The 25,198-nt window shown below is 68.0% G+C and carries 27 protein-coding genes and 1 riboswitch; of the genes, 13 read left to right on the forward strand and 14 right to left on the reverse strand.

Features of this window, described 5'->3' with window-relative positions:
• Window positions 1-25: 25 nt before the first annotated feature.
• The 5 genes from ACFCV3_RS38235 to ACFCV3_RS38255 all read right to left on the reverse strand — a co-directional run bounded on the left by ACFCV3_RS38235 (window position 26) and on the right by ACFCV3_RS38255 (window position 6,876).
• Window positions 26-1,582 carry an alpha/beta hydrolase gene (locus tag ACFCV3_RS38235; RefSeq protein ID WP_376039160.1) on the reverse strand — a complete coding sequence of 519 codons (1,557 nt, stop codon included), beginning with the start codon at window positions 1,580-1,582 and terminating at the stop codon, window positions 26-28.
• 90 nt (window positions 1,583-1,672) lie between these two features.
• Window positions 1,673-3,091, reverse strand: a complete 1,419-nt coding sequence (locus ACFCV3_RS38240) for an FGGY family carbohydrate kinase (RefSeq protein WP_376039162.1) — start codon at window positions 3,089-3,091, stop codon at window positions 1,673-1,675.
• Complete coding sequence (locus tag ACFCV3_RS38245) at window positions 3,078-4,475, reverse strand: trehalose-6-phosphate synthase (protein WP_376039164.1); 1,398 nt, start codon at window positions 4,473-4,475, stop codon at window positions 3,078-3,080. The genes ACFCV3_RS38240 and ACFCV3_RS38245 overlap by 14 nt, the downstream gene beginning before the upstream one ends.
• Window positions 4,476-4,483: 8 nt before the next feature.
• Complete coding sequence (locus tag ACFCV3_RS38250) at window positions 4,484-5,482, reverse strand: Gfo/Idh/MocA family protein (RefSeq protein WP_376039167.1); 999 nt, start codon at window positions 5,480-5,482, stop codon at window positions 4,484-4,486.
• Complete coding sequence (locus tag ACFCV3_RS38255; protein ID WP_376039169.1) at window positions 5,473-6,876, reverse strand: amidase; 1,404 nt, start codon at window positions 6,874-6,876, stop codon at window positions 5,473-5,475. The genes ACFCV3_RS38250 and ACFCV3_RS38255 overlap by 10 nt, the downstream gene beginning before the upstream one ends.
• A 147-nt stretch (window positions 6,877-7,023) precedes the next feature.
• Between ACFCV3_RS38255 and ACFCV3_RS38260 the strand changes: the two genes are divergently transcribed.
• From ACFCV3_RS38260 to otsB, 3 genes are read left to right on the forward strand one after another with little or no spacing between them, the layout of a single operon-like run.
• On the forward strand, window positions 7,024-7,332 hold the full coding sequence (locus tag ACFCV3_RS38260) for a DUF3263 domain-containing protein (protein ID WP_376039171.1): 309 nt from the start codon (window positions 7,024-7,026) through the stop codon (window positions 7,330-7,332).
• Window positions 7,333-7,334: 2 nt separating this feature from the next.
• Window positions 7,335-7,934, forward strand: a complete 600-nt coding sequence (locus ACFCV3_RS38265) for a LytR C-terminal domain-containing protein (RefSeq protein ID WP_376039174.1) — start codon at window positions 7,335-7,337, stop codon at window positions 7,932-7,934.
• Complete coding sequence (gene otsB, locus ACFCV3_RS38270; RefSeq protein ID WP_376039176.1) at window positions 7,931-8,764, forward strand: trehalose-phosphatase; 834 nt, start codon at window positions 7,931-7,933, stop codon at window positions 8,762-8,764. The genes ACFCV3_RS38265 and otsB overlap by 4 nt, the downstream gene beginning before the upstream one ends.
• On the opposite strand, the gene ACFCV3_RS38275 is transcribed toward otsB, so the two are convergent.
• Window positions 8,721-9,197 (reverse strand): hypothetical protein, encoded by a 477-nt coding sequence (locus ACFCV3_RS38275; protein ID WP_376039178.1) that lies wholly within the window; start codon window positions 9,195-9,197, stop codon window positions 8,721-8,723. The genes otsB and ACFCV3_RS38275 overlap by 44 nt on opposite strands.
• Window positions 9,198-9,252: 55 nt before the next feature.
• Here ACFCV3_RS38275 and ACFCV3_RS38280 point away from each other — a divergent pair, with 55 nt between their 5' ends.
• From ACFCV3_RS38280 to ACFCV3_RS38305, 6 genes are all read left to right on the forward strand, one after another.
• Window positions 9,253-10,185, forward strand: a complete 933-nt coding sequence (locus ACFCV3_RS38280; protein WP_376039328.1) for a DNA-3-methyladenine glycosylase family protein — start codon at window positions 9,253-9,255, stop codon at window positions 10,183-10,185.
• Between the two features lie 19 nt (window positions 10,186-10,204).
• Window positions 10,205-11,428 carry a cation:proton antiporter gene (locus ACFCV3_RS38285; RefSeq protein ID WP_376039181.1) on the forward strand — a complete coding sequence of 408 codons (1,224 nt, stop codon included), beginning with the start codon at window positions 10,205-10,207 and terminating at the stop codon, window positions 11,426-11,428.
• A 64-nt stretch (window positions 11,429-11,492) separates the two neighbouring features.
• A riboswitch (SAM riboswitch) is annotated at window positions 11,493-11,637 on the forward strand.
• Window positions 11,638-11,650: 13 nt separating this feature from the next.
• Window positions 11,651-12,916 carry a threonine synthase gene (gene thrC / locus ACFCV3_RS38290; RefSeq protein WP_376039183.1) on the forward strand — a complete coding sequence of 422 codons (1,266 nt, stop codon included), beginning with the start codon at window positions 11,651-11,653 and terminating at the stop codon, window positions 12,914-12,916.
• On the forward strand, window positions 12,913-13,188 hold the full coding sequence (locus tag ACFCV3_RS38295) for a ubiquitin-like small modifier protein 1 (protein WP_376039186.1): 276 nt from the start codon (window positions 12,913-12,915) through the stop codon (window positions 13,186-13,188). The genes thrC and ACFCV3_RS38295 overlap by 4 nt, the downstream gene beginning before the upstream one ends.
• 58 nt (window positions 13,189-13,246) lie before the next feature.
• On the forward strand, window positions 13,247-13,627 hold the full coding sequence (locus tag ACFCV3_RS38300) for a VOC family protein (protein WP_376039189.1): 381 nt from the start codon (window positions 13,247-13,249) through the stop codon (window positions 13,625-13,627).
• Between the two features lie 4 nt (window positions 13,628-13,631).
• A complete protein-coding gene (locus ACFCV3_RS38305) occupies window positions 13,632-14,630 on the forward strand; it encodes an alcohol dehydrogenase catalytic domain-containing protein (RefSeq protein ID WP_376039191.1) in 999 nt (332 codons plus the stop codon).
• A 111-nt stretch (window positions 14,631-14,741) separates the two neighbouring features.
• Here ACFCV3_RS38305 and ACFCV3_RS38310 read toward each other — a convergent pair whose 3' ends face one another.
• From ACFCV3_RS38310 to ACFCV3_RS38320, 3 genes are all read right to left on the reverse strand, one after another.
• Window positions 14,742-15,965 carry a hypothetical protein gene (locus tag ACFCV3_RS38310; protein ID WP_376039193.1) on the reverse strand — a complete coding sequence of 408 codons (1,224 nt, stop codon included), beginning with the start codon at window positions 15,963-15,965 and terminating at the stop codon, window positions 14,742-14,744.
• 159 nt (window positions 15,966-16,124) lie between these two features.
• A complete protein-coding gene (locus ACFCV3_RS38315; protein ID WP_376039195.1) occupies window positions 16,125-17,081 on the reverse strand; it encodes a dihydrodipicolinate synthase family protein in 957 nt (318 codons plus the stop codon).
• An 8-nt stretch (window positions 17,082-17,089) separates the two neighbouring features.
• Window positions 17,090-18,208 (reverse strand): mandelate racemase/muconate lactonizing enzyme family protein, encoded by a 1,119-nt coding sequence (locus tag ACFCV3_RS38320; RefSeq protein ID WP_376039197.1) that lies wholly within the window; start codon window positions 18,206-18,208, stop codon window positions 17,090-17,092.
• A 117-nt stretch (window positions 18,209-18,325) separates the two neighbouring features.
• Between ACFCV3_RS38320 and ACFCV3_RS38325 the strand changes: the two genes are divergently transcribed.
• Together ACFCV3_RS38325 and ACFCV3_RS38330 are read left to right on the forward strand one after the other, a co-directional pair.
• Window positions 18,326-19,294: an LLM class flavin-dependent oxidoreductase gene (locus ACFCV3_RS38325; protein WP_376039200.1), complete on the forward strand. Its 969-nt coding sequence runs from the start codon at window positions 18,326-18,328 to the stop codon at window positions 19,292-19,294.
• Window positions 19,295-19,354: 60 nt separating this feature from the next.
• On the forward strand, window positions 19,355-19,807 hold the full coding sequence (locus ACFCV3_RS38330) for a hypothetical protein (RefSeq protein WP_376039202.1): 453 nt from the start codon (window positions 19,355-19,357) through the stop codon (window positions 19,805-19,807).
• Here ACFCV3_RS38330 and ACFCV3_RS38335 read toward each other — a convergent pair.
• A complete protein-coding gene (locus ACFCV3_RS38335; RefSeq protein ID WP_376039205.1) occupies window positions 19,792-20,253 on the reverse strand; it encodes an Lrp/AsnC family transcriptional regulator in 462 nt (153 codons plus the stop codon). The genes ACFCV3_RS38330 and ACFCV3_RS38335 overlap by 16 nt on opposite strands.
• Window positions 20,254-20,346: 93 nt before the next feature.
• Here ACFCV3_RS38335 and ACFCV3_RS38340 point away from each other — a divergent pair, with 93 nt between their 5' ends.
• Entirely contained in the window at window positions 20,347-21,183 is an 837-nt protein-coding gene (locus ACFCV3_RS38340; RefSeq protein ID WP_376039207.1) for an LLM class flavin-dependent oxidoreductase, read from the forward strand.
• Window positions 21,180-21,599, forward strand: a complete 420-nt coding sequence (locus ACFCV3_RS38345) for a nucleoside deaminase (RefSeq protein WP_376039210.1) — start codon at window positions 21,180-21,182, stop codon at window positions 21,597-21,599. Before ACFCV3_RS38340 ends, ACFCV3_RS38345 begins: the two co-directional genes overlap by 4 nt.
• A 168-nt stretch (window positions 21,600-21,767) precedes the next feature.
• Here ACFCV3_RS38345 and ACFCV3_RS38350 read toward each other — a convergent pair whose 3' ends face one another.
• The 4 genes from ACFCV3_RS38350 to ACFCV3_RS38365 are packed head-to-tail and all read right to left on the reverse strand — an operon-like array spanning window position 21,768 to window position 25,173.
• A complete protein-coding gene (locus ACFCV3_RS38350) occupies window positions 21,768-22,103 on the reverse strand; it encodes a hypothetical protein (protein ID WP_376039213.1) in 336 nt (111 codons plus the stop codon).
• 3 nt (window positions 22,104-22,106) lie between these two features.
• A complete protein-coding gene (locus ACFCV3_RS38355; protein ID WP_376039215.1) occupies window positions 22,107-22,985 on the reverse strand; it encodes a carbohydrate ABC transporter permease in 879 nt (292 codons plus the stop codon).
• On the reverse strand, window positions 22,985-23,920 hold the full coding sequence (locus ACFCV3_RS38360) for a carbohydrate ABC transporter permease (RefSeq protein WP_376039218.1): 936 nt from the start codon (window positions 23,918-23,920) through the stop codon (window positions 22,985-22,987). The genes ACFCV3_RS38355 and ACFCV3_RS38360 overlap by 1 nt, the downstream gene beginning before the upstream one ends.
• Entirely contained in the window at window positions 23,917-25,173 is a 1,257-nt protein-coding gene (locus ACFCV3_RS38365; protein ID WP_376039220.1) for an extracellular solute-binding protein, read from the reverse strand. The genes ACFCV3_RS38360 and ACFCV3_RS38365 overlap by 4 nt, the downstream gene beginning before the upstream one ends.
• Window positions 25,174-25,198 lie beyond the last annotated feature (25 nt).

Raw genomic sequence — 25,198 nt, forward strand, 5'->3', positions numbered from 1 at the left:
GAGGTTGTCCGGTTCGTGCCAGCGGTCATCGCTCCAGTAGTGGCACCTTCGTGATCGGTGCCTTCAAGGCGGCGGGAGTCGGCACCGGCAAGGCGTGACCCGGGACCGAGGTGTCAGCAGGCGGCAGCTCACCGGTGAGCAGGTATTTCGTGCCGATGTCGTTGGCCGCGGTGTTCACCAAGGCTCGCGAGTTGCCGAAGACGCAGTGCTTGCCGGAGTCCCGCTCAGTCACCAGAACCGAGCTCCGCAACACCTTGTGCAGCTTCAGAGCACCGGCGTACGGCGTAGACGGGTCGCCGACCGTGTTGAACATCAGGATGCCGGGCAGCCCACGACCGGTGATGTGGATCGGAGTGTGGTTCGGCACCGGCCAGTCCAGACAGGCGCCGCCGCCGGCCCAGACGTTGACCCACGCGAACTGCGAGACCTTGGCGAGTCGTGCAGCATCGCGTTCGTAGCGGGACCGGGTGGAGGGCCAGTCCGCGTCGACGCAGATCACCGCGTTGAAGATCGCGTTGAACCGCTCGGACGCCGCACTGGTGTCCGCAGCGGCGAAATCGACCAGTGCGCTGTCGTCACCGCTGACCACGTAGCTGCTGAGCGCACTGGTGAAGCCGATCCAGTTCGACTCCGAGAACATCACTCCGCCAGCTGTGGTGAGCAGCTCGTAGGCGCCGACCGCACCGTGCGGCGTACTGCGGAATTCGGCGAGTGTCTTGTCCCAGTTGGCGCGAACCTGGTCGACCGTCGTCCCGAGGTGGTAGACGCTGTCGTACTTCGCCACCCAGCCGAGGTAGCTGGTGAACCGCTTCTCGAACGCCGGCGCCTGCGCCAGTGAGGCCTGGTACCAGACGTCGCGTGGGGTCGGGTCGATATTGCCGTCCAGGATCATCCGCCCGACCCGCTCCCGGAACAGCTCGCCGTAGACCGAGCCGAGGTACGTCCCGTACGAGAAGCCGACATAGTTGAGCTTCTGCTCGCCGAGTGCGGCCCGGATGCTGTCCATGTCCCGAGCCACGTTGTCGGTGCCGAGGTGCGGCAGCAGTGCGCCGACCTTCGTGCCGCAGCCGTCCGCATAGTCGCCCCACAGCTTCCACAGCGTGTCACGGCTGGCCGGTGCGTCCGGATCCGGTTGCGGCGTGGGGAAATGCGTCGGGTCGGCACAACTGATCGGTGAACTGTGGGAGACCCCGCGCGGGTCGAAGCCGATGACGTCGTAGGCATCGAGTACGGCGGGCTGCAGCCGAGTGAAGCCGGTGGCATCGGGGCGAGTGAGCGTACCGGCGTAGGCTGCGCCTCCGCCGCCCGGACCGCCCGGGTTGACGAACAGTGCGCCCAACCGCTTGGACGGGTCCTTGGCGGCGTGTTTGGTGACCAGCAGGTCCAGCGTCGGGCCGGCAGGTTTCCGGTAGTCCACAGGTACCTGCAGCGTGGCACAGGTCAGCGATGGGAAAGGCTGAGCGATGTCGGCCGGGCAGCTACCGAAAACGAGCGACTCCGATGGCGGAGCGGCCGTCGCTGGGACGACCGGTGAGATCAGAGCGAGTGTCGCAGTGACGGCAACGGCTAGGCGGAAACGCATGAAGCAACCCCCTTGTGCGAACGCTGAGCTTCGCAACGTAGCCATCCGCCGTCAGGACACGCCAGCAGTTTGCCCCTTCGTGCAATGCAGTTAGCGCGCGGCCTGGACGGCGAGGGTGCGGAGGGACTCGTAGCGGGGGCGTAGGGCGGCTACGCGGTTCACGTCGTCGGGGGTGGGGATGAGGTGTTCGCCGCCGGGCTGGGGGGCCAGGCCGAGGGCTACGGCGGCGGCGCCTCGGCAGCCGACCTCCGGCTCGGCGCACACGTCAGTGGGGCGGGCGAAGGTGGCGGTGAGACAGCGCCGCCACCAGGCCGAGGCGTCGATCCCGCCGCCACCTAGGACGACGGACAGCTCGTGGCCGAACAGGGCGTCCAGTTTGCGCAGGCCGCGGTCGACCTCGAGCGAAATCCCTTGCAGGGAAGCGGCGAGCAGCGTTTCGGCGGTGTCGTCGAAGGACAGCCCGAAGTAGACGCCGGAGCCACCAGGCACGGTCGCGGGCGGTCTGGTGCCGGCCTGGAACGGTACGGCGATCACCCGCGACTCACCGATCTCCACAGTGGTCGGTTCATCGTGTTCGAGCCGCAGTACGCCGGTGAGCCACGCATGCATGTTTCCGGCGGCCGAGAACGCCATACCGGTCACTGCGCGCTTGTCGTCGACCCGGTACCGCCAGAGGTCCCACGGGAGCTCGGGTGCGTTGTCGATCGGGTGCACGACCCGCACCGCGGCCGACGTACCGACTGTCACTGCTGCGGTTCGCGAGTCGTACGCACCGGTGCCGACATTCGACGCGGCGCCGTCCCCGGTCGCTGGATGCACTGGTACGCCGACCAGGCCGGGCCAGCGTCGTGCGTACTCGTCCGACAGGTGACCGGTCCACCCGGTGGGCACGATCGGCGGCAGGACATCAGCCTTCACACCGGCGATCGCCAGGGCCTCTTCGTCGTACTCACCCGTGGCGAGGTTGAGAGTGCCGGTGCCAGATGCGACTGAGACCGAGGTGACGCGCTCACCGGTCAGTCGCTCGATCACCAGGTCAGGGAGGCCAGCGAAGCCGGCGGGGCTCGTTTCGCTCAGCAGCCAAGGGATGCGGCGCGTCCAGTACAGCCGGTGCAGCCAGCTGCCGGTCCGCGCGTGGAACGCCTGCTCGTCGAACGACGACCCCAGGTCGAGGTCGACCGAGCGAGTGTCCGCCCAACTGATCACTGGGGTCAGAGCGGCGCCCTGACCGTCCAGGGCGACGATCGAGTGCCACTGCGTGGACAGGACGATCGCCTGGATCTCCTCGAGGTGCCCGCCCTGCTGTAGCTCATCCAGACAGCCCAGCAAGCCTTCGACGTACCCGTGCAGGTCCAGAACCGCAGACCCATCACCGCCGTACGTCGGACTGATCTTGTGCCGCGCCAGTGCGCCCGGGACCGGGGACGCGTCCGCGGCGGACAGGACGAGCGCGCGGGCGGACGACGTACCGAGGTCGAGTGCGAGGAGGCGGCCGTCAGTCCTCGTCATGGAGCGCCTTGAGGAACGTGGCGGCCCACAGGTTCACGTCATGGGCGGCCAGGTGCTTGCGCATCGCCTTCATCCGGCGGCCGAGCTGGCGGTCGTCGGTGTTCATGGCGTCGACGATGGTGTCCTTCATGCCGTTGATGTCATGCGGGTTCACCAGGAAGGCCTGACGGAACTCGTCGGCCGCACCGGCGAACTCACTGAGTACCAGCGCGCCGGTGTCGTCGTACCGGCAGGCGACGTACTCCTTCGCGACCAGGTTCATCCCGTCGCGCAGCGGGGTCACCACGGCGACATCCGCGGCCCGGAACAGGGCTGCCATCTCGGTCCGCGAGTACGACGTGTGCAGGTAGTTGATGGCCGGTGTGCCGATCCGGCCGTGCTCACCGTTGATCCGGCCGACCAGGAGCTCGATCTCGTCACGCAGCACGCGGTACTGCTCCACGCGCTCGCGAGACGGCGTCGCGACCTGCACGAAGACCGCCTCGTCGACAGAGATCCGCTTCTCGTCCAGGAGCTCGCCGAACGCGCGCATGCGCTGGCGGATGCCCTTGGTGTAGTCGAGCCGGTCGACGCCGAGCAGGATGTGCGCCGGGTTGCCGACCTCGTCGCGGATCTCGCGGGCCCGCTGCTCGGTCTCCGGCTTGCGGGCCAGGTCCTCCAGCTCGCCGACATCGATCGAGATCGGGAAGGCCTTGGCGCGAACGACCCGGTCGTCCGGCAGGTGGATCCGGTCGCCACGGGTGCGCAGGCCCATCCGGTTGCGGGCGAGCCGGGCGAAGTTGGATGCGGCGCCAGGACGCTGGAAACCGACCAGGTCCGCGCCCATCAGACCGTCGAGGATCTGCCGGCGCCAGGGCATCTGGGCGAACAGCTCGGTGGGCGGGAACGGGATGTGCAGGAAGAACCCGATCCGGACGTCCGGACGCAGTCTGCGCAGCATCGCGGGCACCAGCTGCAGCTGGTAGTCGTGCACCCAGACGTCAGCACCGTCCGCGGCAGCCTCTGCCGCCGCTTCGGCGAACCGGCGGTTCACTGCGACGTACGACTCCCACCACTCACGATGGAACTCCGGTGCGACGATCACATCGTGGTAGAGCGGCCAGAGCGTCGCATTCGAGAAGCCTTCGTAGTACAGCTCCACGTCCTCGGCCGTGAGCATCACCGGGACCAGATGCAACCCGTCGTTGTCGAACGGATCCACCTTCTCGTCGGCGCTCCCGGTCCAGCCGATCCACGCTCCATGGTGGCCCTGCATGACCGGGTGCAGCGCGGTCACCAGACCGCCTGGACTGCGGCGCCACGCCGTACTGCCGTCGGGCATCTCGATTCGGTCGACAGGCAGCCGGTTGGCCACCACTACGAAGGAACTTCGTCCGTCGGGCATGTTTTTGTTCATCCAGTCAGGTCGTCGTCGTCACCGGGGTAATGGACCCCGATCTGGCTCCGCGTCTCGTCGAGCAGTTCAAGGATCTCGAGCGTCCCCGCGTGCGGCAGCGACGGCACCTCGATGTGCCCGTCACGCAGCGCACGCATCACAGCGGTGGCTTCGTAGTGGTACCCAAGGCCATGCGCCGGTACGTCGATCCGCTCCGCCCCAGCGGCCGTGTGACGCACGTAGTACGCAGGGTGGTGGAACCGGTGCGGCAGCTGCAGGCTGCCCTCTGGACCGCTCACGGAGGCCACCCACGGGTTCTGCGACTTCAGACCGCAGGTGAGGGCCGCCACCGCGCCGGAGTCGTAGCGCCAGGCCATGGCGACGTTCAGGTCGATGTTGTCCTCGTTGAGCGAGGCCACCGCCTTCACCTCGGCTGGGCGGCCCAGGGCCATGTAGGCGAACGTCATCGGGTAGATGCCGCCGTCCATCAGCGACCCGCCACCCAGCGCCGGGTCCAGCAGCCGTGCGGGCAGTGCGGGCTTGTGGAACGCGAAGTCCGCCACGACCTGCTGCGGCTCACCGATCACTCCGGCGGCCAGATCGGCGAACAGGGCCTGGATGACCGGGTTGGTGCGCATCCACATGGCCTCTGCGAACAGAGTCTTGTGCTCGGTGGCGACAGCGATCAGATCGCGCGCCTGGGCCGCAGTGAGCGTCACGGGCTTCTCACACAGCACTGCGATCCCCGCCTGCAGCGCAGTGCGGGCGATCGCGTAGTGCTGTGGGTGCGGCGTGCCGATGTAGATCACGTCGACGGTGCCGGAGTCGATCAGCCGGCGATAGTCGTCGTACGCCTGCTCGATGCCGTGCTCGGCCGCGAACCGGTCGGCGCTGTCCTGGGACCGGGAGGCGACAGCGGTCGCGACCGCGCCCTCCAGCAGCTTCAGATCCCGCGTGAACGAGGTCGAGATGTTGCCAGTAGCAACGATGCCCCAGCTGACACGATCTACACCCACTGTGTGAACTCCGGGGTCGGGAACGGTCCGTCTGCCTTGATTCTGGCGGTTTCGAAGGCGTGAGCCAAGCGAATGAGCGTGGCGTCACTCCCGCCGGTCCCGCTGAACGTGATGCCGACGGGTAGTCCGGAGACCAGTCCTGCGGGCACCGAGAGCAGCGGATAGCCCGCCAGAGCGGCATGTGAGGACGAACCGCCCAGCACGTTGTCACCGTTCACCAGGTCGATGCTCCAGGCCGGTGAGTACGACGGACTGACCAGTGCGTCGAGGTCGTTGTCCCTGAGCAGGTCGTCGATGCCGTCGCGGCCCGCACGCAGCGCGGTGAGCCGGGCGGCGACGTATGCGGGCGAATCGAGCCCCTCGGTCGCTGCGGCCCGCTCGAACAGCTCCTGACCGAACCACTTGAGCTCTACGTCCGCATGGTCCCGGTTGTAGGCGATGAGGTCGTGCAGGGTCTTGGGCCCGCCAGGAACGCGGCTGGCGAGGTACGCCGCCATGTCGATCTTCATCTCGTGCGCGAGCACCTGGAGCTGGTCCTCGTCGCCGCCGGGTGTCGGGAGCGACAGGTGGTCGACCAGAGTGGCTCCGCAGCGGCTGAGCGTCTCCAGCGCCTGCTCGACCACCTGATCCAGACCGAGTGAGTAGCCCCAGAGCGGACCGCGCGGTACGCCGATGCGGACGTTGCTGAGGTCGTCCCCGCGGCAGTGCTCGGTGTAGTCAGTCCCATCGCCGGTGAGCACGTTGAGCAGAGCTGCGGCCTGCCTGACGGTCCTGGTCATCGGACCCGCGGTGTCCTGCGAGTGCGAGATCGGCACGATGCCCTGCTGCGACACGAGGCCTACTGTGGGCTTCAGGCCGACTATGCCGTTCAGAGCGGCCGGACAGACGATCGAACCGTTCGTCTCGGTACCGATGGCGAAATCGGTGAGTCCCGCGGCCACTGCGACCCCGGAACCGCTGGAGGAGCCGCCTGCCGAGCGGTTCAGTGCATACGGGTTCCGCGTGAGACCGCCGTACGCGCTCCAACCGGAGGAGGACGAGGAGCCGCGGAAGTTGGCCCACTCGCTCAGGTTGGTCTTGCCGAGGATCACGCAGCCGGCGGCGCGCAGCCGCTGGACCAGTGGTGCGTTCTGCGGGGGCGGAGGCTGCTCGGCCAGTGCCAGTGACCCGGCAGTGGTCAGCAGGCCGGCCGTGTCGATGTTGTCCTTGACCAGCACCGGGACGCCATGCAGGGGACCACGGACGCGACCTTGGTCACGCTCCGTGTCGAGCTGAACGGCATCGGTGAGAGCGGCGGGGTTGGGCGTGCAGATGGCGTTGACCAGCGGGTCCACCTCACGGCTCCTGGCCTGCAGCTCTTCCACCAGCGCCTGGCTGGAAAGAGTTGAGCTCACCCTCTGATCCTGCCAGAGTTACCCCTGCCCGGCCGCCCGCGTACGACACGCTCCGTGTCGTTCCACCGGTGAATGACATTGCTGTTGTTCGGCACGTACAGTGGAGCGCGGACGGACGATCACCGACCGCACAGGAGTCAGCAGCAGATGGACAGCGCCAACGCCAGCTCTTCCGAGCCCGCCGAAGCCGCGATGCCAGTGATTGCCGGCCTTTCCGACCGTGACGGGCAGATCCTCGCTTTCGAGCGGCACTGGTGGAAGTACGCCGGCGCCAAGGAGCAGGCGATCCGGGACCAGTTCCAGATGTCCGCCACCCGGTACTACCAGGTGCTGAACGCGCTGATCGACCGGCCCGAGGCCCTGGCGCACGACCCGCTGCTGGTGAAGCGCCTGCGCCGGCTGCGCGCCGCCCGCCAGCGCGCCCGCTCCGCACGTCGACTGGGTATCGAGGTCTGAGTATGCGCCGCCCCAAGGGCGACAAGGGCCAGGTGCTCTCGTCCCTGGTCGCTGTGATTGCCGTCGTTGCCGTCGTCGGTGGGTTGCTCGTGCTGTTCGGTACGCGGGGGCACGAGAGCAGTGCCGACGAGCCGAAGGGCACCAGTACGCCGAAGCCGTCGGCCAAGCCGTCCGGTGGACCGTCGACCATCGTGGCCAGCGTGCCGCCGAAGAAGCCCACCACTGCGCCGACCACGGCTCCTACGACCGTGCCGTCAGCTACGCAGCCCACTGAACCTACGCAGCCCACTCAGCCGCCCGCTACCCGGCCGACGACGATTCCGGCTGCTGAGCGGCCGGCTGCCGAGGTGTACAACAACACCCCGCGCAAGGGCCTGGCCGACCAGGTCGCCGGGCGTGCGCGGCAGGCCGGCTGGACCGTGACCGGTGTGGACAACTGGCACGGCAAGGTCGTCGAGAGCACGGTCTACTACCCACCGGGGATGGTGCAGGCGGCCAACCAGCTGGCCCGCGACCTCGGTGTCGGCCGGACCAAGCCGGCGCTGGACAACATGAAGAAGGACCGCCTGACGGTGATCCTGACCGCGGACTACACCGGATGAGTACGCCGGTCATCCAGACCGATCTCGGTCACGCCGGCTGGCAGGCGATCGTCGCCGACCCGGCCAGTGCGGTGATCGCTACCGATTTCGACGGCGTCCTGTCCCCGCTGGTCGAGGACCCGGCCCGTGCGCGTCCCGTCGACGGTGCACTCGACGCGCTGGCCCGGCTGGCCCGTTCGGTGTGTCAGGTGGCCATCGTGACCGGCCGCCCCGCTTTGGTCGCCACGGAACTGACAGGCGTCACCGGACACCCCGGTCTCGGCGGCCTCGTCGTACTGGGTCACTACGGCCTGGAGCAGTGGGAGGCGTCGACCGGCAAGATCACCAGCGACCCGGTCCCGCCTGGTGTCGCTGTGGCGCGTGAGCGGCTCCCTGAGCTCCTGAGCGTCGCCGGTGTGCCGGATGCCTTCGTGGAGGACAAAGAGAGCTCTCTGGCCGTTCACACCCGCCGCCTGACCGATCCGGCCGGTGCCTTCGCCAGACTCCGTACGCCGCTCACCGAGCTGGCCGACGCGACCCAGCTCCGCCTGGAGCCCGGCAATCTCGTCCTGGAGCTCCGCCCGCCCGGTATCGACAAGGGCGTGGCACTGCGCCGCCTACTCGAGTCCACCGGCGCCCGGTCGATCCTCTACGCCGGTGACGACCTAGGCGACCTGGCCGCGTTCCGAGCCGTCGAAGAAGGGCGCAGGACCGGTCTGAACGCCGTACTGCTCGCCACTCGCTCCTCCGGCGCCACCGAGCTGATCGAGGCCGCCGACATCGTCGTGGACGACCCGACCGGCGTCGTCACCGTCCTGACGGCCCTTTCGGACGCGATCGCAGCGCGCTGACTGCCTGCGCCACTGTCCGCCCGATCGGCTGCACCGGCCGCTCCACGTAACCGCCGTCCTTCAGACTGGCCATCCGCTCGAACGGATTCCGCGACGCCGGATCCCCGGTCAGCAACCACGAGACGGCCACGCCCACGACGTACAAGGGCAACATCGGCAACCCCAGCAGGCAGAAGTACTGCCACGAGTGCCGCTCCTCGTGCTTCACCAGCAACTCGTCCCCGAAGTACGACACCTCGTGCTTGCTCAGCACCACGTTCCCGATCGTGAACGCCCCCGCGACCGGAAACCCCACCCGATACCCGTTGGCATAGAACAACCCCCGCGGCCCTCGCGTCACCCGCGCCCGCCCGATCCCCGCCACCACGAACCCGGCCACCGTGGACAGGTTGACGAAGTTCCCCACCAACTTCACCCACTGCCACCCGGTCATACGGCTCAGTATGAGTTCTGTCGGTGGGGTGGGTAAGACTTGGCGGGTGGGTTCGATGATGCGGGTCTGGCGGGCGGGGCGGGTGGTGGATCCGCACTCGGTCATCGGTGGGTTGCGGAAGGGGCCGGGGGATCCGGCGTATGTGTACGACGGGCGGACTGTTTGGCGGGCGACGCGGACTCCTGAGGGGCCGGTGCTGTTGCGGCTGACGCCGCGTGGTGCGGAGGTTGAGGCGGAGGCTTGGGGGGCTGGGGCGGAGTGGGCGCTGGACGGGGTGCCGGAGTTGCTGGGGGAGGCGGACAGTTGGGAGGGGTTCGCGCCGTTGGCGGTGCATCCGGTGCTGGTGGAGGCGGCGCGGCGGTTTCCGCACGTGCGGGTGCCGCGGACGCGGGCGGTGTTCGAGGCGATGGCGGCCGCGGGGATCGAGCAGGTGGTGACTGGGAAGGAAGCTTTCCGGGGCTGGCGACTGCTACTGACCGAGTACGGCGAGCCTGCGCCGGGGCCGGGTGGGCCGGAGGGGCGACGGATGATGGTGCCGCCGGCGCCGGAGGAGTGGCGGCTGATTCCGTCCTGGCAGTGGTTGCGGGCCGGCGTCGAGGGGCGGCGGTCGCGGGTCGTGGTGACGGCAGCGACCCGGGCGAAGGCGCTGGAGCGGACGTTGGAGCTGACCGACTCGGCCGAGATCGAGCGGCGGCTGCGGTCGCTGCCCGGGGTCGGGGTGTGGACAGCAGCCGAGGTGCGGCAGCGTGCACATGGTGATGCGGATGCGTTCTCGTTCGCGGACTATCACGTGTCCCGCAACGTGTCGTACGCGTTGATCGGTGAGGAGCTCGACGACGACGGTTGCGCCGAGCTGATCGAGCCGTACCGCGGTCATCGGTTCCGGGTGCAGCGGCTGCTGGAGCTGGCCGGCATCGGCCACCCGCGCTACGGCCCGCGGAAGGCGCTGCCCACGCACACGCCGGGCGCGACGCATCGTCTGCGGTAGTGCGGGGCACTAGACGGTCGTGATCAACGGGGACGGGCTCTACCTGGTTGCGGGGCTCGCGCTCCTGCTCGGCGCGGTGCTGCCACGACTGCTCTCCCGGTACGCCGTCTCGGCGCCGATCGCGTTCCTTGGCGGCGGAATGCTGCTCGGCCTGGTCGTGGACCGGAGCCACCTCAGCCCGATCGCCGAGCCGGAGCTCACCAAACACCTGGCCGAGCTGACGGTGATCGTCGCGCTGATGGGTGTCGGCCTCGCGATCGACCGGCCGATCAGCCTCCTGCACTGGGGTGTGACGTGGCGGCTGCTGTTCATCGCGATGCCCGCGGGCGTCGCGGCGTTGACCGGTGTGGGCTGGCTGCTCGGCCTCGCGCCGGCGACCGCGCTGCTGATCGCGGCGGTGCTGGCGCCCACCGATCCGGTGCTGGCATCGGATGTGCAGGTCGGCGGCCCGACGACTGGCGAGGACGCCGAGCTGGACGAGGAGGACGAAGTACGGTTCGCACTGACCTCTGAAGCCGGTCTGAACGACGGGCTGGCCGCCCCGCTCGTCTACCTCGCGGTTTTCCTTGCCACCAAGAGCCTTTCGCCGGTCGAGTGGATCGCCTGGGATCTCGTCGGCAAGACGGTGATCGGTGTGGCTGTCGGTTTCGGGGCCGGCTGGCTACTCGGGCGGATGACGTTCTCGGCGCGGGCGCACAGTCTGCGGCTGGCGGATTCGCGGGAGCCTGTCCTCGCGCTGGCCATGACACTCGGTGTCTACGGGCTCACCGAGGTGCTGCACGGGTACGGCTTCATCGCGGTCTTCGTGGCCGCTCTCACACTGCGAGCGGCCGAGCGCAGCCACGATTTCCACAACGAGCTGCACGACTTCATCGGTGAGCTCGAACACATTCTGACCTGGGGTGTCCTGCTGCTCCTCGGGGTCGCCGTGACCGCTGGGCTGCTCGCGCCACTCACCTGGACCGGGGTGCTGATCGGCGTGCTGCTGGTCGCCGTCGTACGCCCAATTGTCGGTCGGTTGTCGCTCATCAGAAGCGGGCTGAGCCGGACCGAGGCGTGGGCGACAGCAGCGTTCGGAGTCCGGGGCGTGTCGTCGATCTACTACCTCGCGGCGGTCGGGATGCACTTCCGCGCGGAGCTGCCCTGGCTGTGGGCGACCCTCGGGTTCACGGTCGTTCTGAGTGTCGTCCTGCACGGTGTCGCCGCCACGCCGGTGATGCGCTTCCTGGAGCGCCGAACATGAGACGGCGTCTCGCATGCTGGAAGTCAGAGGGTGCGATCCGGCCTTGATTGGGTAACCTCGGGGCAGCTCATCCAGAGGGACTGAGGGAAACGGCCCGTTGAAGTCCCGGCAACCCTCCCCGTCGAGACCCCACCCCGGGGCCACTCACGGTGGAACGGTGCCAAATCCGTCCCGCCATCGAGATCCGGTGTTCGCGGGGAAGATGAGAGGGGAACCTCAGCCATGAGCCTGGCCACCGCGACCACCCACACCATCCGTGAAGGTGCCTTCGGCAACGGTACGCACCTGAGCTGTCGCGCCTGTGGGGCGAAGTCGCCGCTCGGTCCGTTCTACGCCTGTATGGAGTGCTTCGGTCCGCTCGAGGTCGGGTACGAGTTCCCGACCATCACGCGGGAGCAGATCGAGGCCGGCCCGAAGAACATCTGGCGCTACCAGCCGCTGCTGCCCGTCCCCGTCGACGTGGCCAGCTTCCCGAACACCGAGCCCGGCTACACCCGGCTCATCGACGCCCAGAACCTCGCCCGCGAGCTCGGGCTGCGCAAGCTCTGGGTGAAGGACGACTCCGGCAACCCGACCCACTCCTTCAAGGACCGGGTCGTGGCCAGCGCCCTGAGCGCCACCCGCGAGCTCGGCCTGAAGGTCTTCGCCTGCCCCTCCACCGGCAACCTGGCCAACGCCGTCGCGGCGGCCGCCGCCCGGGCCGGCATCCGCTCGGTCGTCTTCATCCCGAAAGACCTCGAGCGGCCCAAGATCATCACCACCGCCGTGTACGGCGGGACCCTGGTGGCCGTCGACGGCAACTACGACGACGTGAACAAGCTGGCCTCCGAGATCGCCGGTGAGGAGGAGGGCTGGGCGTTCGTCAACGTCAACGTCCGCCCCTACTACTCCGAGGGCTCCAAGACACTCGCCTACGAGATCGCCGAGCAGCTCGGCTGGCGGATCCCGCAGCAGGTCGTGATCCCGGTCGCGTCCGGTTCCCAGCTGACCAAGATCGACAAGGGCTTCACCGAGCTCGGCAAGCTCGGTCTGGTCGACGCCACCGACTACAAGATCTACGGCGCCCAGGCCACCGGCTGCTCGCCGGTCGCCCAGGCCTTCCGCGACGGGTACGACGTGGTGAAGCCGGTCAAGCCGGACACGATCGCGAAGTCGCTCGCCATCGGCAACCCGGCCGACGGGCCGTACGTGCTGGACGTCGCCCGCCGTACCGGTGGTGCGATCGAGGACGTCTCCGACTCCGAAGTTGTCGACGGCATCCAGTTGCTCGCCCGCACCGAGGGCATCTTCACCGAGACCGCCGGCGGGGTGACCGTCGCGACCCTGAAGAAGCTGATCGCGACCGGTCAGCTCGACCCCGACGCCGAGACGGTGATCATCAACTCCGGCGACGGGCTCAAGACGCTCGACGCCGTGGCCGACCGGGTCGGCCCGAAGGTGACCATCCCCGCGTCGTACGACGCCTTCGTGAAGGCAGGCCTGCAGTGAGTGTGAGTGTTCGCGTTCCGACCATCCTCCGGCCCTACACCCAGGGAGTCTCCGAGGTGTCCGCCGAGGGCGCGACGCTGACCGAGGTGCTGGATTCGCTCGACGCGTCGTACCCCGGGATCAAGTCCCGGGTGCTCGACGAGTCCGGTGAGCTGCGCCGCTTCGTGAACGTGTACGTCAACGACGACGACGTCCGCTTCGCCGACGGCCTGCAGACCGCGATCAAGGACGGCGGCCAGGTCTCGATCATCCCGGCCGTCGCCGGCGGCTGATCTTTCTCCGGGTGGTTCCGGGCGTCGATCGTCCGGAACCACCGCTACCGTCGCCGCTATGGCCACCAAATGGACCCTCGGCGGAGATGCCGCCGACCCCCAGCGGCTGGCGCGCTTCTGGGCCGCCGCGCTCGGCTACGTGATCGAGCCCGGCTTCGACAGCCCGGACGTCGCAGGGCTGGTCGACCCGGATGGCGTGGGCCCGGCAATCTGCTTCCTCCGGGTCCCCGAACCCAAGACCGCCAAGAACCGCCTCCACCTCGATATCCGCGTCGCCGGCCCGGGCGACCGCGACGCCGCGTCCGCCGCGCGGATGCGAACCAAGGCCGCCGAGCTGGTCGCGCTCGGTGCGACCCAGGTACGCGAGGACATCTACGGCGACCAGCTCGGTCACATCGTGATGCTCGACCCCGAGGGCAACGAGTTCTGCGTAGGGTGACGCCATGCGCGCAGTGGTGATCGAGAAGTACGGCGTTGTCCCCGAGGTACGGGAGGTTCCGGAGCCCTCGGTGGCGGACGGGTCCGTCGTACTGAAGGTTGAGGCGACTGGGCTGTGCCGGAGTGACTGGCATGGGTGGATGGGGCACGACTCGGACATCGTGTTGCCGCATGTGCCTGGGCATGAGTTGGCCGGGACGGTTGCGGCGATTGGTGCTGGGGTCGAGGGGTGGCAGGTCGGGGATCGGGTCACGACGCCGTTCATCTGTGCCTGTGGTTCGTGCGACGAGTGTGCTTCCGGGAATCAGCAGGTGTGCCCGAATCAGTTGCAGCCTGGGTTCAACTACTGGGGATCGTTCGCCGAATACGTCGCGATCCCGTATGCGCAGGTGAATCTGGTGCGGCTGCCGGACGAGCTCGACTTCGGTACGGCGGCTGGGCTGGGTTGCCGGTTTGCGACGTCGTACCGGGCTGTTCGGCAGGTGGGGAAGGTCGAGGCCGGCGAGACCGTGGTGGTGTACGGCTGTGGTGGGGTCGGGCTGTCGGCGGTGATGATCGCCGCCGCCGCGGGTGCCCGGGTGATCGCCGTCGACACGAACCCGGCCGCGCTTCAGCTGGCCGTCCAGTACGGCGCTGCCGAAACACTGAGCACGACGGTCGGAGCCGACCTGGGTGCGCACGTGACGTTCGACGCGCTCGGATCGAACGACCTCGTGCAGCAGGCGCTCCGGGTACTCCGGCCGCGCGGTAGGCACGTCCAGATCGGGCTGCTGCCGTCCGGCGTACAACTCGATGTCAGTCGCCTGATCGGCCAAGAGCTCCAATGGCTCGGCAGCCACGGCATGCCCGCCCACGCCTACCCCGAAATGCTCACCCAAGTTGCCCAAGGCAACCTAAACCCCGCCGCCCTGATCACCCGAACCATCACCCTCGCCGAAACCCCCGAAGCCCTGGCCGCCCTCACCAACGGCACCCCCGCCGGCGTCACCATCATCACCCCCTGACCAGCCGACCCCACCCTGTCCCGTTTGGTGGGCCAGCCCATCCGGTGGTGGGTGGGCTAACGGCATGCGGTGGGCCCTCCCGCAACGCGATGGGTCAGCCCACCAAATGGGTTAGAGGCGGATGGCGTAGATGGTGGAGGGTCGGCCGGTTCGGCCGTGTTGCTGGGTGGCGATGGGGTCGGCCAAGCCCGCGCGCTCGAGGCGTTTCAGGACTCGGCGGGCGGTTCGGAGTTGGACTGCCAGGTGGTCGGCTACGTCTTGGGTGGTGAGGCCGTCGGGGTTCTTGGCGGTGAGTTCGCGCATGCGGGCGAGGGTTGCCGGGTTGAGGCCTACGCGGCGGGCCAGCAGGGGGAGGCTTTCGGCGCCGCGGGGGATGGCGGGCTGGTCGCCGGAGGGTTCGATGACGATCTCGACGTCGTCGGACATCGAGACGACGCCGGCCACGGTGCCGATCGAACCGGCGCGGCCGACGGCGCGGCGGGCCAGGGCTTCTGCTTCCGCGGCGGTGCGGCCGATGCCGAAGCCGACGTACGCCGTGCTGTGCCGAGCGGCGAGGTGGTCGAGGAGTGGCATCCGGGTGAACTGTTCGGTCGCCTGCTCGAGTAGTCCGCGGGTGGTCACCACCAGGTGGCGGCCGTCGGGAAGGAGGGCGAGGCTGCCGCCGAGGGTGATGAGGTCGCCGGCCAGGGCGTCGTCGGGTTCGGGGAGGTCGACGATGCCGAGTGCGACTTGGGCGTCACCGACGTGCTGGCCGCTGGTCGTGAGGACGAGTGCCTGCAGAGTCGAGCGGATCGAGTAGCGCGACGGGACCAGGCGGACCGACGGCATCTCGTTCTCGAGGAGGTGGAAGGCCGAACCGAGGCAGCTGATCGCGATCTTGGTGTCGTGCTTGTCGCGGGTGCTGCGGTGGAAGGTGACGATGTCGTCCGAGGTCAGACCGGGCCGGTACGGGAGCACCTGGATCTGATCGGTGGGCAGCTTGGCCTCGATCAGCGTCTCCAGGACCTCACTGCGCCGGAGGGTGTCGATCGAGAACTGGGTGACGTTGTGGCCGAGCCGCAGCAGCTCGACCAAGGCGCGCAGGAGCGTGGCGCCGTCGTACGAGACGTACATGGCGGGGCGGTCGACGACGCCGGCCTCGGTCGCGATCGTGTACGGGACGATGCCGGTGAAGAGCAGGGCGTCGAGCTTCTCCTGGGACTCCACGACCAGCTCGACCGTCTCGGTCTCGTGCCGGTACGACAGCGGCTGCAGGGTGGCCCCGCTCGGCGGACCGGTCGCGATCACGCGCTGCACGACGTCCTCCGGACCGACAACGCCGACCACGACTGCCATCAGGACACCCCCATGCCACGCACTGTAATGCAGCCCGGGCCGAACTCTTGACGATCGAAGCAGAGTCTCTTAGTTTCGGTCAAGACCATAATTGCCGTGAGGTGACTGCTGGTCGGCTGCGGACGAGGTGTGGTGGAGCGATGGAGGGAGCGCGCCACCTCACTTGTCGGCCTGCAGCTCCTCAAGTGTGCGGATCACCAACGAGCGCTCGCTGCTGGGCAGATTCGGGCCGTACGGGTCGTGCGCGGCCGTCTCCGGGATGAGGCCCTCCCAGGCCGCCGCCCAGATCATCCGCTGCACGTAGCCCTCGATCGGCGCATAAAAGGTGGCTGCCGCGAACCGGTCCAGCCGGTCGGATGCAGTCAGGAACGCGCTGTGATCGCCGGCCCGCCAACTCCGCAGTACGGCGACCGACAGCTCGACCTGTGCGGAGGCAATACCGACCAGGGCCGTATCTGCGCCCCACATGAACGACGGACCGTACATCCGGTCCTCGCCCGTGATCAGCAGCTTCCCGGTGTCCCGTCCGGCCCAGATGGCGTCCTGCGTGCCGATAGCCCGGTCCAGGGTCGCTGTCTTGACGCCGAGCATCGCATCCAGGCTCAGCAGGTCCCGGATGAGCTCCGGCGGGTACGGGTACCCACCTGCCTCACCGTGCAGGTAGAAACCGACCAGCGGCAGCCCGCTCTCAGTAGCGACTCGCTCGTGCAGCTTCACGGCCTGCGCATGTCCGTCCGACAGTTCGGCCAGCCCAGCCAGCGGATAGACCATCACCGCGTCCGCCCCGGCGTCCGCTGCCTGCAGAGACATCGCCACAGTTAGGTCTGCAGCCTCCTGCAGGCTGGCAGGGGACTCCGACCGCGGTACGCCGACTCCGGCCACGATCGGAGCCGCAGTGGCCTGCCGCCACGTTTCCAGCACCTTGGTCCGGTCTGCAGCACTCAGGTACAACCCACGGCCCGTGTGGGCCCACACCGCGATCCCGCCGATGTCCTGACCCGCAATAGCAGTCGCGTACGCCGCCAGAACGTCGTACGCGATCACTCCGTTGCTGTCCATCGGTGTGAAGACTGCAGGGAGCACTGTGCCGCGGAGTTGCTCGACGAGGGGATGCATGGGACCTCTCAGACGTCGTGGCCGAGGCCAGGTCGGGTGGGTACGTCGATCCAGCCTTTGCAGTCGGCGAACACACTCGGAGCCAGCGGGTCCTCCTCGACCAGCAGCGGCCCCACCAGGTCGGCCGCAACGGTTGCACCCGGTACGGCGGCGGCCAGGTGGACTGCGGCCAGTGTGGCGACGCCCAGCTCCGGCATCGAGCCTATCTTCACCGCAAGACCTGCAGCCTCGGCCAGATTGGCGATCTGCAGCGCCCGGTGCAGTCCGCCGACCTTCAGGATCTTGATGTTCAGTACGTCGGCCGCCCCGCGCCGGACGATCTCCAGGGCATCGTGCAACGAGTGCATGCTCTCGTCAGCCATCACCCGCACGTCCAGCCGCTGTCGCAGCCGGACCATCCCCGCGAGGTCCCAGCGCGGCAGCGGCTGCTCCAGCAGGCTCAGACCGGCATCCGTCATCTTGGCCAGGTACGGCAGGGACGTAGTGGCGTCGTACCCCTCATTGGCGTCCAGACACAGCTCTGTCTCCGCTGGGACCGCAGCGCGTACCGCGCGGACTAGCTCAAGGTCCTTGGCGGGGTCATGGCCGCCCTTGACCTTCAGATGCTGGAAGCCGCGTGCGGAGTACTCGGCGGCCTCGGCAGCCATCTCGTCGAGCGTGCCGAGGCCGACCACCCAGGCGGTCTGCACCCGGCTCCGGATGCTGCCGCCGAGCAGCGCGTGCACCGGCCAGCCGCACAGACGGCCGGCCAGGTCGTACAAGGCGATGTCGAGGCCGGACTTGGCTACGTTCTGGCCGCGCAGAACGCCGTCCATCACGACATGTGCACCGGCTCGGTCGAGCGGGTCCCGGCCGATCAGTGCGGGCGCGAGATGCTGCTCGATCGCGGCGGTGACCCCGGCCAGCGTCTCTCCGGTGTACGCCGTCATGGGGGACGTCTCGCCGATCCCGACCGCGCCGTCGGCGGTGTGGATCTCGACCACCAGACTGATCAGGTCCGTGCTGGTTCCACTGCTGATCTGGAACGGCCGGCGGTACGGCGCGCTGACCACGCGGGTCCGGATCGCGCTGATCGGCGCCGATCCGGTGCCGGCCGGGACGCCGACCGGATGCGATAGAACAGTCAAGGTCGGCTCCTTAGGGACACCATCAGGCGGTTAGGGGTCGCATTCCGACGCAAAAGGACTTACGGTCAAGACCGTAAATACCCCGAGTGCTCTCTGTCAACGGAAGGTGGCACCCTGATGCGGCTGGGTCTGTATCTCAACCTGTACGGCACCGACGGCGAACGGCCGCAACTGGCCGATGCGGTCGAGCAGGCGCGGCTGGCCGAGCAGGCCGGGTTCGAGTGGGTGGTGCTCGGTGAGCGGCATCTGCACCGGCCTGGGTACCACGAGATCCTCACTTCTCTCACCTGGCTCGCGGCTCATACTTCGCGGATCGGGATCGCCACGGCAGGGATCGTCGCACCGTTGTACCAGCCCGTCGTACTGGCTGAAACGCTCGCGCATCTGGACGTTCTGTCCGGCGGCCGGGTGACGGCCGGGTTCGTGCTCGGGTACCGCCCGGAGGAGTTTGCCCTGTACGGCGTGACGCAGCGCGAGCGGGTCGCGCGGTTCGAGGAGTGCCTCGAGATCGTCACCCGGTTGTGGACGTCGGAGTCGGTGACCTACGAGGGCCGCTTCACGTCGCTGCAGGATGCCTACTTGTCGCCGCGTCCGGTGCAAAGTCCCCGGCCCCGGCTGTGGAACGGCGGCCAGGTGTCCGCCGTACTGGAGCGCACGGCGCGAATGTGTGACGGCTGGACGACCTCGTTCAACCAGCCCGACGAGGTCCTGCCGGACAAGATCGCGGAGTACCGCTCGTATCCGCGGGGTGCGGGAACGCTCGGCGCCGAAGTGATCTTCTGCCGCGAGGGCTATGCCGCGCCGACCTCGCAGGACGCGCGGAAGGCGCTGGAGGAGCCGCTGCGCGACCTGTACGACGCCTATACCGGCTGGAAGCGAACCTCCGCCGACGCCAGCCGCTACGCCCAGGGCTGGGACGACATCGCCGACCGCAGCGTCATCGGCTCGTCCGCCGAATGCGTCGAACGGATCGCCCACTACGAGGAGATGGGCGCGGACGGCATCATCCTCCGCATCCAGCCGCCCGGTATGTCCCAGACCGACGCCCTCCGCGCCATCGAAGCCTTCGGTGAGCTGAACGCCTGAGTTCTGGCCGCTTGGTGTCAACCTCGCCAGGCTGGGTGGCATCGGTGCTGCACTGAACAGATGGCATCGGAGATCACTGACCTGGCGGGCCGTTTCCGGACGATCGCGTCGCCAGGTGCGCGGCCGATCATGCAGTTCGACGAAGGGACGGCGACGCCGGTCCGCCGGTCGATGAACACCGTGGCGCGGATCGGCCGGACGATCGCGCCGTTCACCGATCGGCTCGGTACGGTGACGCCGGCAGCCGCGCTGAACTGGAGTGAACCGATCTCGGTGTTCGTCCCGCCGGCACCGGTCGCCTATCGCGATCGGGAGGCTGCCATCGCCGCCGTTGTCGCAGCGGTGTCGCAGCGACTGACCGAGACCTTCTACACCTACCAACTCGGAACGGCCGGCGACGGCGCGGCCGTCATGCTGCAGGCGGACCTCGACGTCGACACGTTGAGCAGTCAGTACATGTTCATCATCGACACCTCGCTGCAGCTGCACCAGTTCTACTACTGGAGTCGTTGAGCCGGCGGCCGCGGACCGCGGAAGGGCAAGGTCTGGGAGTAGACGAGGTTGGTGGTGGTGCTGCCGAACTCGGTGAGCTGGTTGACGAGCTCTTCCAGGTGCGGCATCGAGGCGGCGGCGACTTTGAGGGTGTAGCAGTCGTCGCCGGTGGTGCGCAGACATTCGAGGAACTCACTGCGCTCTGCGAGTAGACGCTTGAGTGGCTCGTGCTTGTTGCCGGGATACTTCAGTCGTACGACGGCGAGCACCGGGTAGCCGACCTTGGCGAGGTCCACGTCCGCCCGGTAGCCGGTGATGACGCCTAGCGACTCTAGCCGCCGTACCCGCTCGGTGGTTGCCGAGGCGCTCAGGTTGACCCGCCGGCCCAGCTCGCTGAGCGTGAGCCGGGCATCGGTCTGCAGCTCGGTCAGCAGCGCCCAATCGGTCGAATCGAGAGTCTCGGTCATATGGGCAATCTACCGGGGAATTCCCGGCGGGGTGGCGATCTTGCCGGGAGAAGTCTCTTCAACGGTGGACTCCTGCCTGGATAGCCTGACGGGGTGGAAATCGGTGTGAACGTCCCGAATTTCGGGCCTGGTACGAATCCGAGCCGGCTGCGTGAGTGGGCTCAGGTGGTCGAAGGGCTTGGGTATGACCTGTTGATGGTGTCGGACCATGTGGTGATCACGCCGGATGTTGCTGAGCAGTACCCGGCGCCGTTCTACGAGCCGTTCACCACGTTGAGCTGGCTGGCGGGGATCACGTCGCGGGTGCGGCTCGGTACGACGGTCCTGATCGCGGGGTACCGGCATCCGCTGCTCGTGGCGCGGATGGCGGCCAATCTCGATCAGCTGAGTGGCGGCCGGCTGGTGCTCGGGGTCGGGGCGGGCTGGGCCAAGCAGGAGTTCGAGGCGCTCGGTGCTGAGCACGCGCGGCGTGGTCGGGCGACGGACGAGCTGCTGACTTCGTTGCGCGCGGCCTGGGCGGACACCGCGGACTACGGGGTCGGCCGGATCCCGTTGTGGGTCGGCGGCCGCAGTAGGGCGGCCATGCGCCGTACCGTGTTGCTGGGTGATGCCTGGCATCCGCTCCGGGAGCGGACCGACTGGTTGCGCACGGCAACTGAGCGGCTGGCGGAGATCGCGGCAGCCGAGGGGCGGGCGGTGCCGGCATTCGCGCCGCGGATCCTGCTCCGGCTCACCACTTCACCGTTGCCCGAGGAAACCCGGGTGGCCGGTGAGGGTTCGATCGACCAGGTGCTCGCCGATCTCGACGTACTGCGTGAGCTCGGCGCGACCAGCGTCGTACTCGATCCGTTCCAAGGCGACCCCGCCGAGACCGAACACCCCGAGGTCGCCTGGCGAGACCTGGCGACATTGAAGCAGGAGCTGACATGAACCCCGAAACCCATCTCCGCCGAGCCATCGCCCTGGCCGCCGCCGCCCGCGAAGCCGGCAACCCACCCTTCGGCTCACTCCTCGTCGGCCCCGACGGCACCGTCCTCGCCGAAGCCCAGAACACGAGCATCACCGAATCCAACATCAGCTACCACCCCGAACTGAAGCTGGCCGTCTGGGCCGCCCGCGAACTAACCCCCGAGGTAGCCGCAGCCACCACCATGTACACCAGCTGCCAACCCTGCGAAATGTGCTCCGGCGCCCTGGCCCGCTCCGGCCTGGGCAACGTCGTCTACGCCCTCTCCGCCGAACAACTCAACACCCTCAAACCCACCGGCAGCTTCCCACCCGTCCCCCAGCAAGCCCTGTCCCTCTTCGAAGAAGCCCGAGCCCCCATAGACGGCTACTACAACTAACCGCCTCGAAAGGACACCGCCTCCGGCGGCGGCTCTTCTTTTGGCGCCTCCCGGCGCGGTCTCGTGTGGATCCGCCCTCGGTGGTCGCGCGAAGGAGGAACTGTGGTGACGCGGTTGGTGTCGCGACCTCCCGAAGGACAGGAGGTGTCGGCTGGTTGGGTGCCGGTACTAGGGGTGTACGTCCTGTGCTTGGGACGGTGGCTGGGGGTTGGTGAAGGTGATGGGTTTGTTGGTGGTGTGGGCGTGGGCGATTTCGCGGGTGGTGGATTCGCCTAGGTAGCCGCCGGGGTTGACGATCAGGACTCGGTCGGCGAGGTCGATCTTGTGGAGGTGGAGGGTGCCCAGGGCGGTCTTCTGGTCGTCGGTGAGTGAGGCGGTGGGCGGGAAGAGGGTTGGGGCGAGGACGATGGCGCCTGCGAGGGTCAGGGCGCGGGTTGCTGCGTGGATCTCGTCGGCGAAGCGGGCGGAGCCGCAGATGCAGACGATCTCGGGGCGGTCGGGCACGGGTCAGCTCTTCAGGCCGGACATGGTGATGCTGTCGGTCAGGTAGCGCTGGAGGAGGCCGAAGACCAGGAGGCTGGGGATCACGGTGATGGTGGCGCCGGCCATGATCTGGTTGATGGGGACGGACTGGGTCTGGAGGGTGGCCAGGCCGACGGTCAGGGTTTGCATGTTGGCGGACTGGCCGATGACGAGTGGCCAGAGGAAGTCGTTCCAGTGCCAGAGGAAGACGAAGATGCCCAGGGTGGCCAGGGCGGGGCGGATGAGTGGCATCACGATCAGGGTGAAGATCTTCCACTCGGGGGCGCCGTCGATCTCGGCGGCTTCGAAGAGTTCGTCGGGGAGCTGGCTGATGAACTGGCGGAGCAGGAAGACGGCTTGTGAGTTGGCCAGCGTGGGGACGATCAGGCCCCAGTAGCTGTCGACCCAGTCGAGGCGTGAGATCAGGATGTACGACGGGATCAGGGTCGCCTGGAAGGGGACCATCAGCGTGGCCAGGAAGGCCCAGAACATCAGCTCGCGGCCGGGGAAACGCTTCTTCGCGAACGCGTAGCCGGCCATGGCGGCGAAGAGCAGGACGAAGACGACCGACACCAGCGAGTAGAGCAGCGAGTTGACGGTCCAGCGGGGGATGTCGGAGCTCGACAGCACCCGGGTGAAGTTCTCGACGGTCCACCGGGATGGGTAGAAGGCATCGGGGAAGGTCTGGCCGCTCGGGGGTGCGAAGGCGACCAGTACCATCGCGACGAACGGCAGCACGGTGACGATCGCGGTCAGCGCGAGCAAGGTCGGGAGCGTCAGCCGAGCCACCGGGCGCGACGGCTTCACACCGGAAGACGAGGACGGCGTACGGCGTGTCGACGGGCGGTCGAGGAGGTTCACCATCAGTCGTCATCCCTCCCGACGAGGCGGCGTTGCACGAGTGAGATGACCAGCACGATGAAGAACAGCATGATGCCGATCGCGCTCGCGTAACCGAAGTCGAAGAACTTGAAACCGCTGTCGTACAGGAGATAGACGAGCGAGTAGCTGGCCCGGACCGGACCGCCACCCGTCATCACGTACATCGCGTCGAAGACCTGGAACGCGCTGATCGTCTCGATCACCAGCACGAAGAACAGCACCGGCCGGATCTGCGGGATGGTGATGTACCGGAACCGTTGCCAGGCCGACGCACCGTCGATCATCGCGGCCTCCAGGTACGACTTCGGGACCGCCTGCAGACCGGCGAGCAGGATCAGCATCGAGTAGCCGAAACCCTTCCAGGCCGACGTCACCGCGATCGACGCCAGTACGGAGTTGTCCGAGCCGAGGAAGTCGATCGGGCCGATCGAGACCAGGCCCAGGACGGCGTTCAGCAGTCCGTCCTGGGCGTCGTAGATCCACTTCCATATCACCGCGGCGAGCACGATGCTGGTCACGTACGGCAGGAAGAAGACACCGCGGAAGAACCCGCGCTGCCAGACCACCTGCTGCAGCAGCAACGCCGTACCGAGGGAGATCAGCACGGTCAGCGGGACGAAGATCAGGGTGTAGGTGAGGGTGACCACCAGGCTCTGATGGAACAGCTCGTCCTGCAGCAGGCGGGTGTAGTTGTCGAAGGCAATGAATTTCCAGCGGCCGCTGAGCCGGTAGTCGGTCAGCGACAGCCAGACGGCGCCGACCGCCGGCAGGAACCGGAAGGCCAGGAACAGCGCCAGCATCGGCGCCACGAACACCAGCCCGACCCACGCCCGCCGCCGCGGACCGTACCGCCCCCTGACTGGTACGGGTCGCGGGCGGCGGGCGGGGGAGTTCCGGTCGACGCCGACCTGGGTCATCGACCCAGGAGGGCGTTGCCCTGCTTGGCAGCGTCGTCGAGCGCCTGCTGCGGCGCCTTCTTACCGGTCAGCACGGCCTGGATCTCGACGCTCAGCAGCGACATGATCTGGCGGGCGGCCGGGTTGGGCTCACCCGGGAAGGCGTACTGCAGCGCCGGCCCGAACTTCTGCGTCAGCGGATCGGTGACCTCCACCTTCGCGTCGGTGCGCGGGGTGAAGTAGCCGGTCGCCTTGCTCATCGCCTCGAGCTGCGGCGGCTGGATCATGAACGAGAGGAACTTCTTCGCCCCGTCGATGTTCTCCGAGCCCGCGTTCACCGAGAGGCCGCCGGGAATCCCGTACCCGACCTGCTTGGCCCCGGTCAGCGGTGCGCCGACCTCGGTGTTGTCGACGCCCCAGCTCTTCGCGGCCAGCGCGGCGTTGGCCGGCGTGGCGGTGAAGGCCATCGCGACCTGGCCCTTGCCGATCGGCTGGTCCTCGATCGCGTTGCCGTTGGTCAGCGCGCTCTTCGGGACCGCGCCCTGGTCCCACAGGGTCTTCAGGAAGGTCAGCGCCTCCAGGCCCGGGGCCTGGTTGAAGGTGACGGACTTGCCGTCGTCGGCGAAGACCTTGCCACCGGCCTGCCAGAGCAGCGGGTAGAAGTTCAGGTTCAGGGTGGCCTCCGGCGAGGCCGAGTAGTCGAGGGTGGAGAACCCGGCCGCCTTCAGCTTCGGCGCGGCCGCCTTGATCTCGTCCCAGGTGGCCGGCGGCTTGCTGATCCCGGCCTTGGTCAGCACGGTCTTGTTGTAGAGCGTCGTGGTCACGGTGTGGTAGATCGGTACGCCGTAGACCTTGTCCTGGACGGTCAGGCCGGGGATCGCGTTCGGCAGGAACTTGGCCTTGTCGGCCTCGACCACGTCACCGACCGGCTCGAGCGAACCGTTCTTGACGTACTGCGGGAGCTGGTCGGGGATCAGCAGGACGACGTCCGGGCCCTTCTTGCCGGCGAACGCGGTGGCGAGCTTCTCGTCCCGCTTGTCCCACGGCTGCGGCTCGATGTTGAGGTCGAACCCGGAGTTGGCGGCCTCGAAGTCGGTCTCGACCTTCTTCCAGTAGGTGTCACTGGCGGCCTGGTCGGCGATCACCGGGTACATCCAGAGGGTGACGGTCTTCTTCTCGTCGGAGGATCCGGAGTCCCCGCCGCACGAACTGAGGGCGGCGGTGAGGACAAGTGCGGTGAGTGGCGCCGCGATACGGCGGACGGTGGATTTCATCACAACCCCCTGGATGCCGGCACAG

This window comes from Kribbella sp. NPDC056345 (genome assembly GCF_042262745.1).
In the GTDB taxonomy this organism is placed as follows: domain Bacteria; phylum Actinomycetota; class Actinomycetes; order Propionibacteriales; family Kribbellaceae; genus Kribbella.

Coding starts and splice junctions, on each gene's coding strand:
- ACFCV3_RS38235 (WP_376039160.1), bottom strand. CDS start 1,582: ATGCGTTTCCGCCTAGCCGTTGCCGTCACTGCGACACTCGCTCTGATC.
- ACFCV3_RS38240 (WP_376039162.1), bottom strand. CDS start 3,091: ATGACGAGGACTGACGGCCGCCTCCTCGCACTCGACCTCGGTACGTCG.
- ACFCV3_RS38245 (WP_376039164.1), bottom strand. CDS start 4,475: ATGCCCGACGGACGAAGTTCCTTCGTAGTGGTGGCCAACCGGCTGCCT.
- ACFCV3_RS38260 (WP_376039171.1), top strand. CDS start 7,024: ATGGACAGCGCCAACGCCAGCTCTTCCGAGCCCGCCGAAGCCGCGATG.
- ACFCV3_RS38265 (WP_376039174.1), top strand. CDS start 7,335: ATGCGCCGCCCCAAGGGCGACAAGGGCCAGGTGCTCTCGTCCCTGGTC.
- otsB (WP_376039176.1), top strand. CDS start 7,931: ATGAGTACGCCGGTCATCCAGACCGATCTCGGTCACGCCGGCTGGCAG.
- ACFCV3_RS38275 (WP_376039178.1), bottom strand. CDS start 9,197: ATGACCGGGTGGCAGTGGGTGAAGTTGGTGGGGAACTTCGTCAACCTG.
- ACFCV3_RS38280 (WP_376039328.1), top strand. CDS start 9,253: ATGATGCGGGTCTGGCGGGCGGGGCGGGTGGTGGATCCGCACTCGGTC.
- thrC (WP_376039183.1), top strand. CDS start 11,651: ATGAGCCTGGCCACCGCGACCACCCACACCATCCGTGAAGGTGCCTTC.
- ACFCV3_RS38300 (WP_376039189.1), top strand. CDS start 13,247: ATGGCCACCAAATGGACCCTCGGCGGAGATGCCGCCGACCCCCAGCGG.
- ACFCV3_RS38305 (WP_376039191.1), top strand. CDS start 13,632: ATGCGCGCAGTGGTGATCGAGAAGTACGGCGTTGTCCCCGAGGTACGG.
- ACFCV3_RS38310 (WP_376039193.1), bottom strand. CDS start 15,965: ATGGCAGTCGTGGTCGGCGTTGTCGGTCCGGAGGACGTCGTGCAGCGC.
- ACFCV3_RS38315 (WP_376039195.1), bottom strand. CDS start 17,081: ATGCATCCCCTCGTCGAGCAACTCCGCGGCACAGTGCTCCCTGCAGTC.
- ACFCV3_RS38325 (WP_376039200.1), top strand. CDS start 18,326: ATGCGGCTGGGTCTGTATCTCAACCTGTACGGCACCGACGGCGAACGG.
- ACFCV3_RS38330 (WP_376039202.1), top strand. CDS start 19,355: ATGGCATCGGAGATCACTGACCTGGCGGGCCGTTTCCGGACGATCGCG.
- ACFCV3_RS38335 (WP_376039205.1), bottom strand. CDS start 20,253: ATGACCGAGACTCTCGATTCGACCGATTGGGCGCTGCTGACCGAGCTG.
- ACFCV3_RS38345 (WP_376039210.1), top strand. CDS start 21,180: ATGAACCCCGAAACCCATCTCCGCCGAGCCATCGCCCTGGCCGCCGCC.
- ACFCV3_RS38355 (WP_376039215.1), bottom strand. CDS start 22,985: ATGGTGAACCTCCTCGACCGCCCGTCGACACGCCGTACGCCGTCCTCG.
- ACFCV3_RS38360 (WP_376039218.1), bottom strand. CDS start 23,920: ATGACCCAGGTCGGCGTCGACCGGAACTCCCCCGCCCGCCGCCCGCGA.
- ACFCV3_RS38365 (WP_376039220.1), bottom strand. CDS start 25,173: ATGAAATCCACCGTCCGCCGTATCGCGGCGCCACTCACCGCACTTGTC.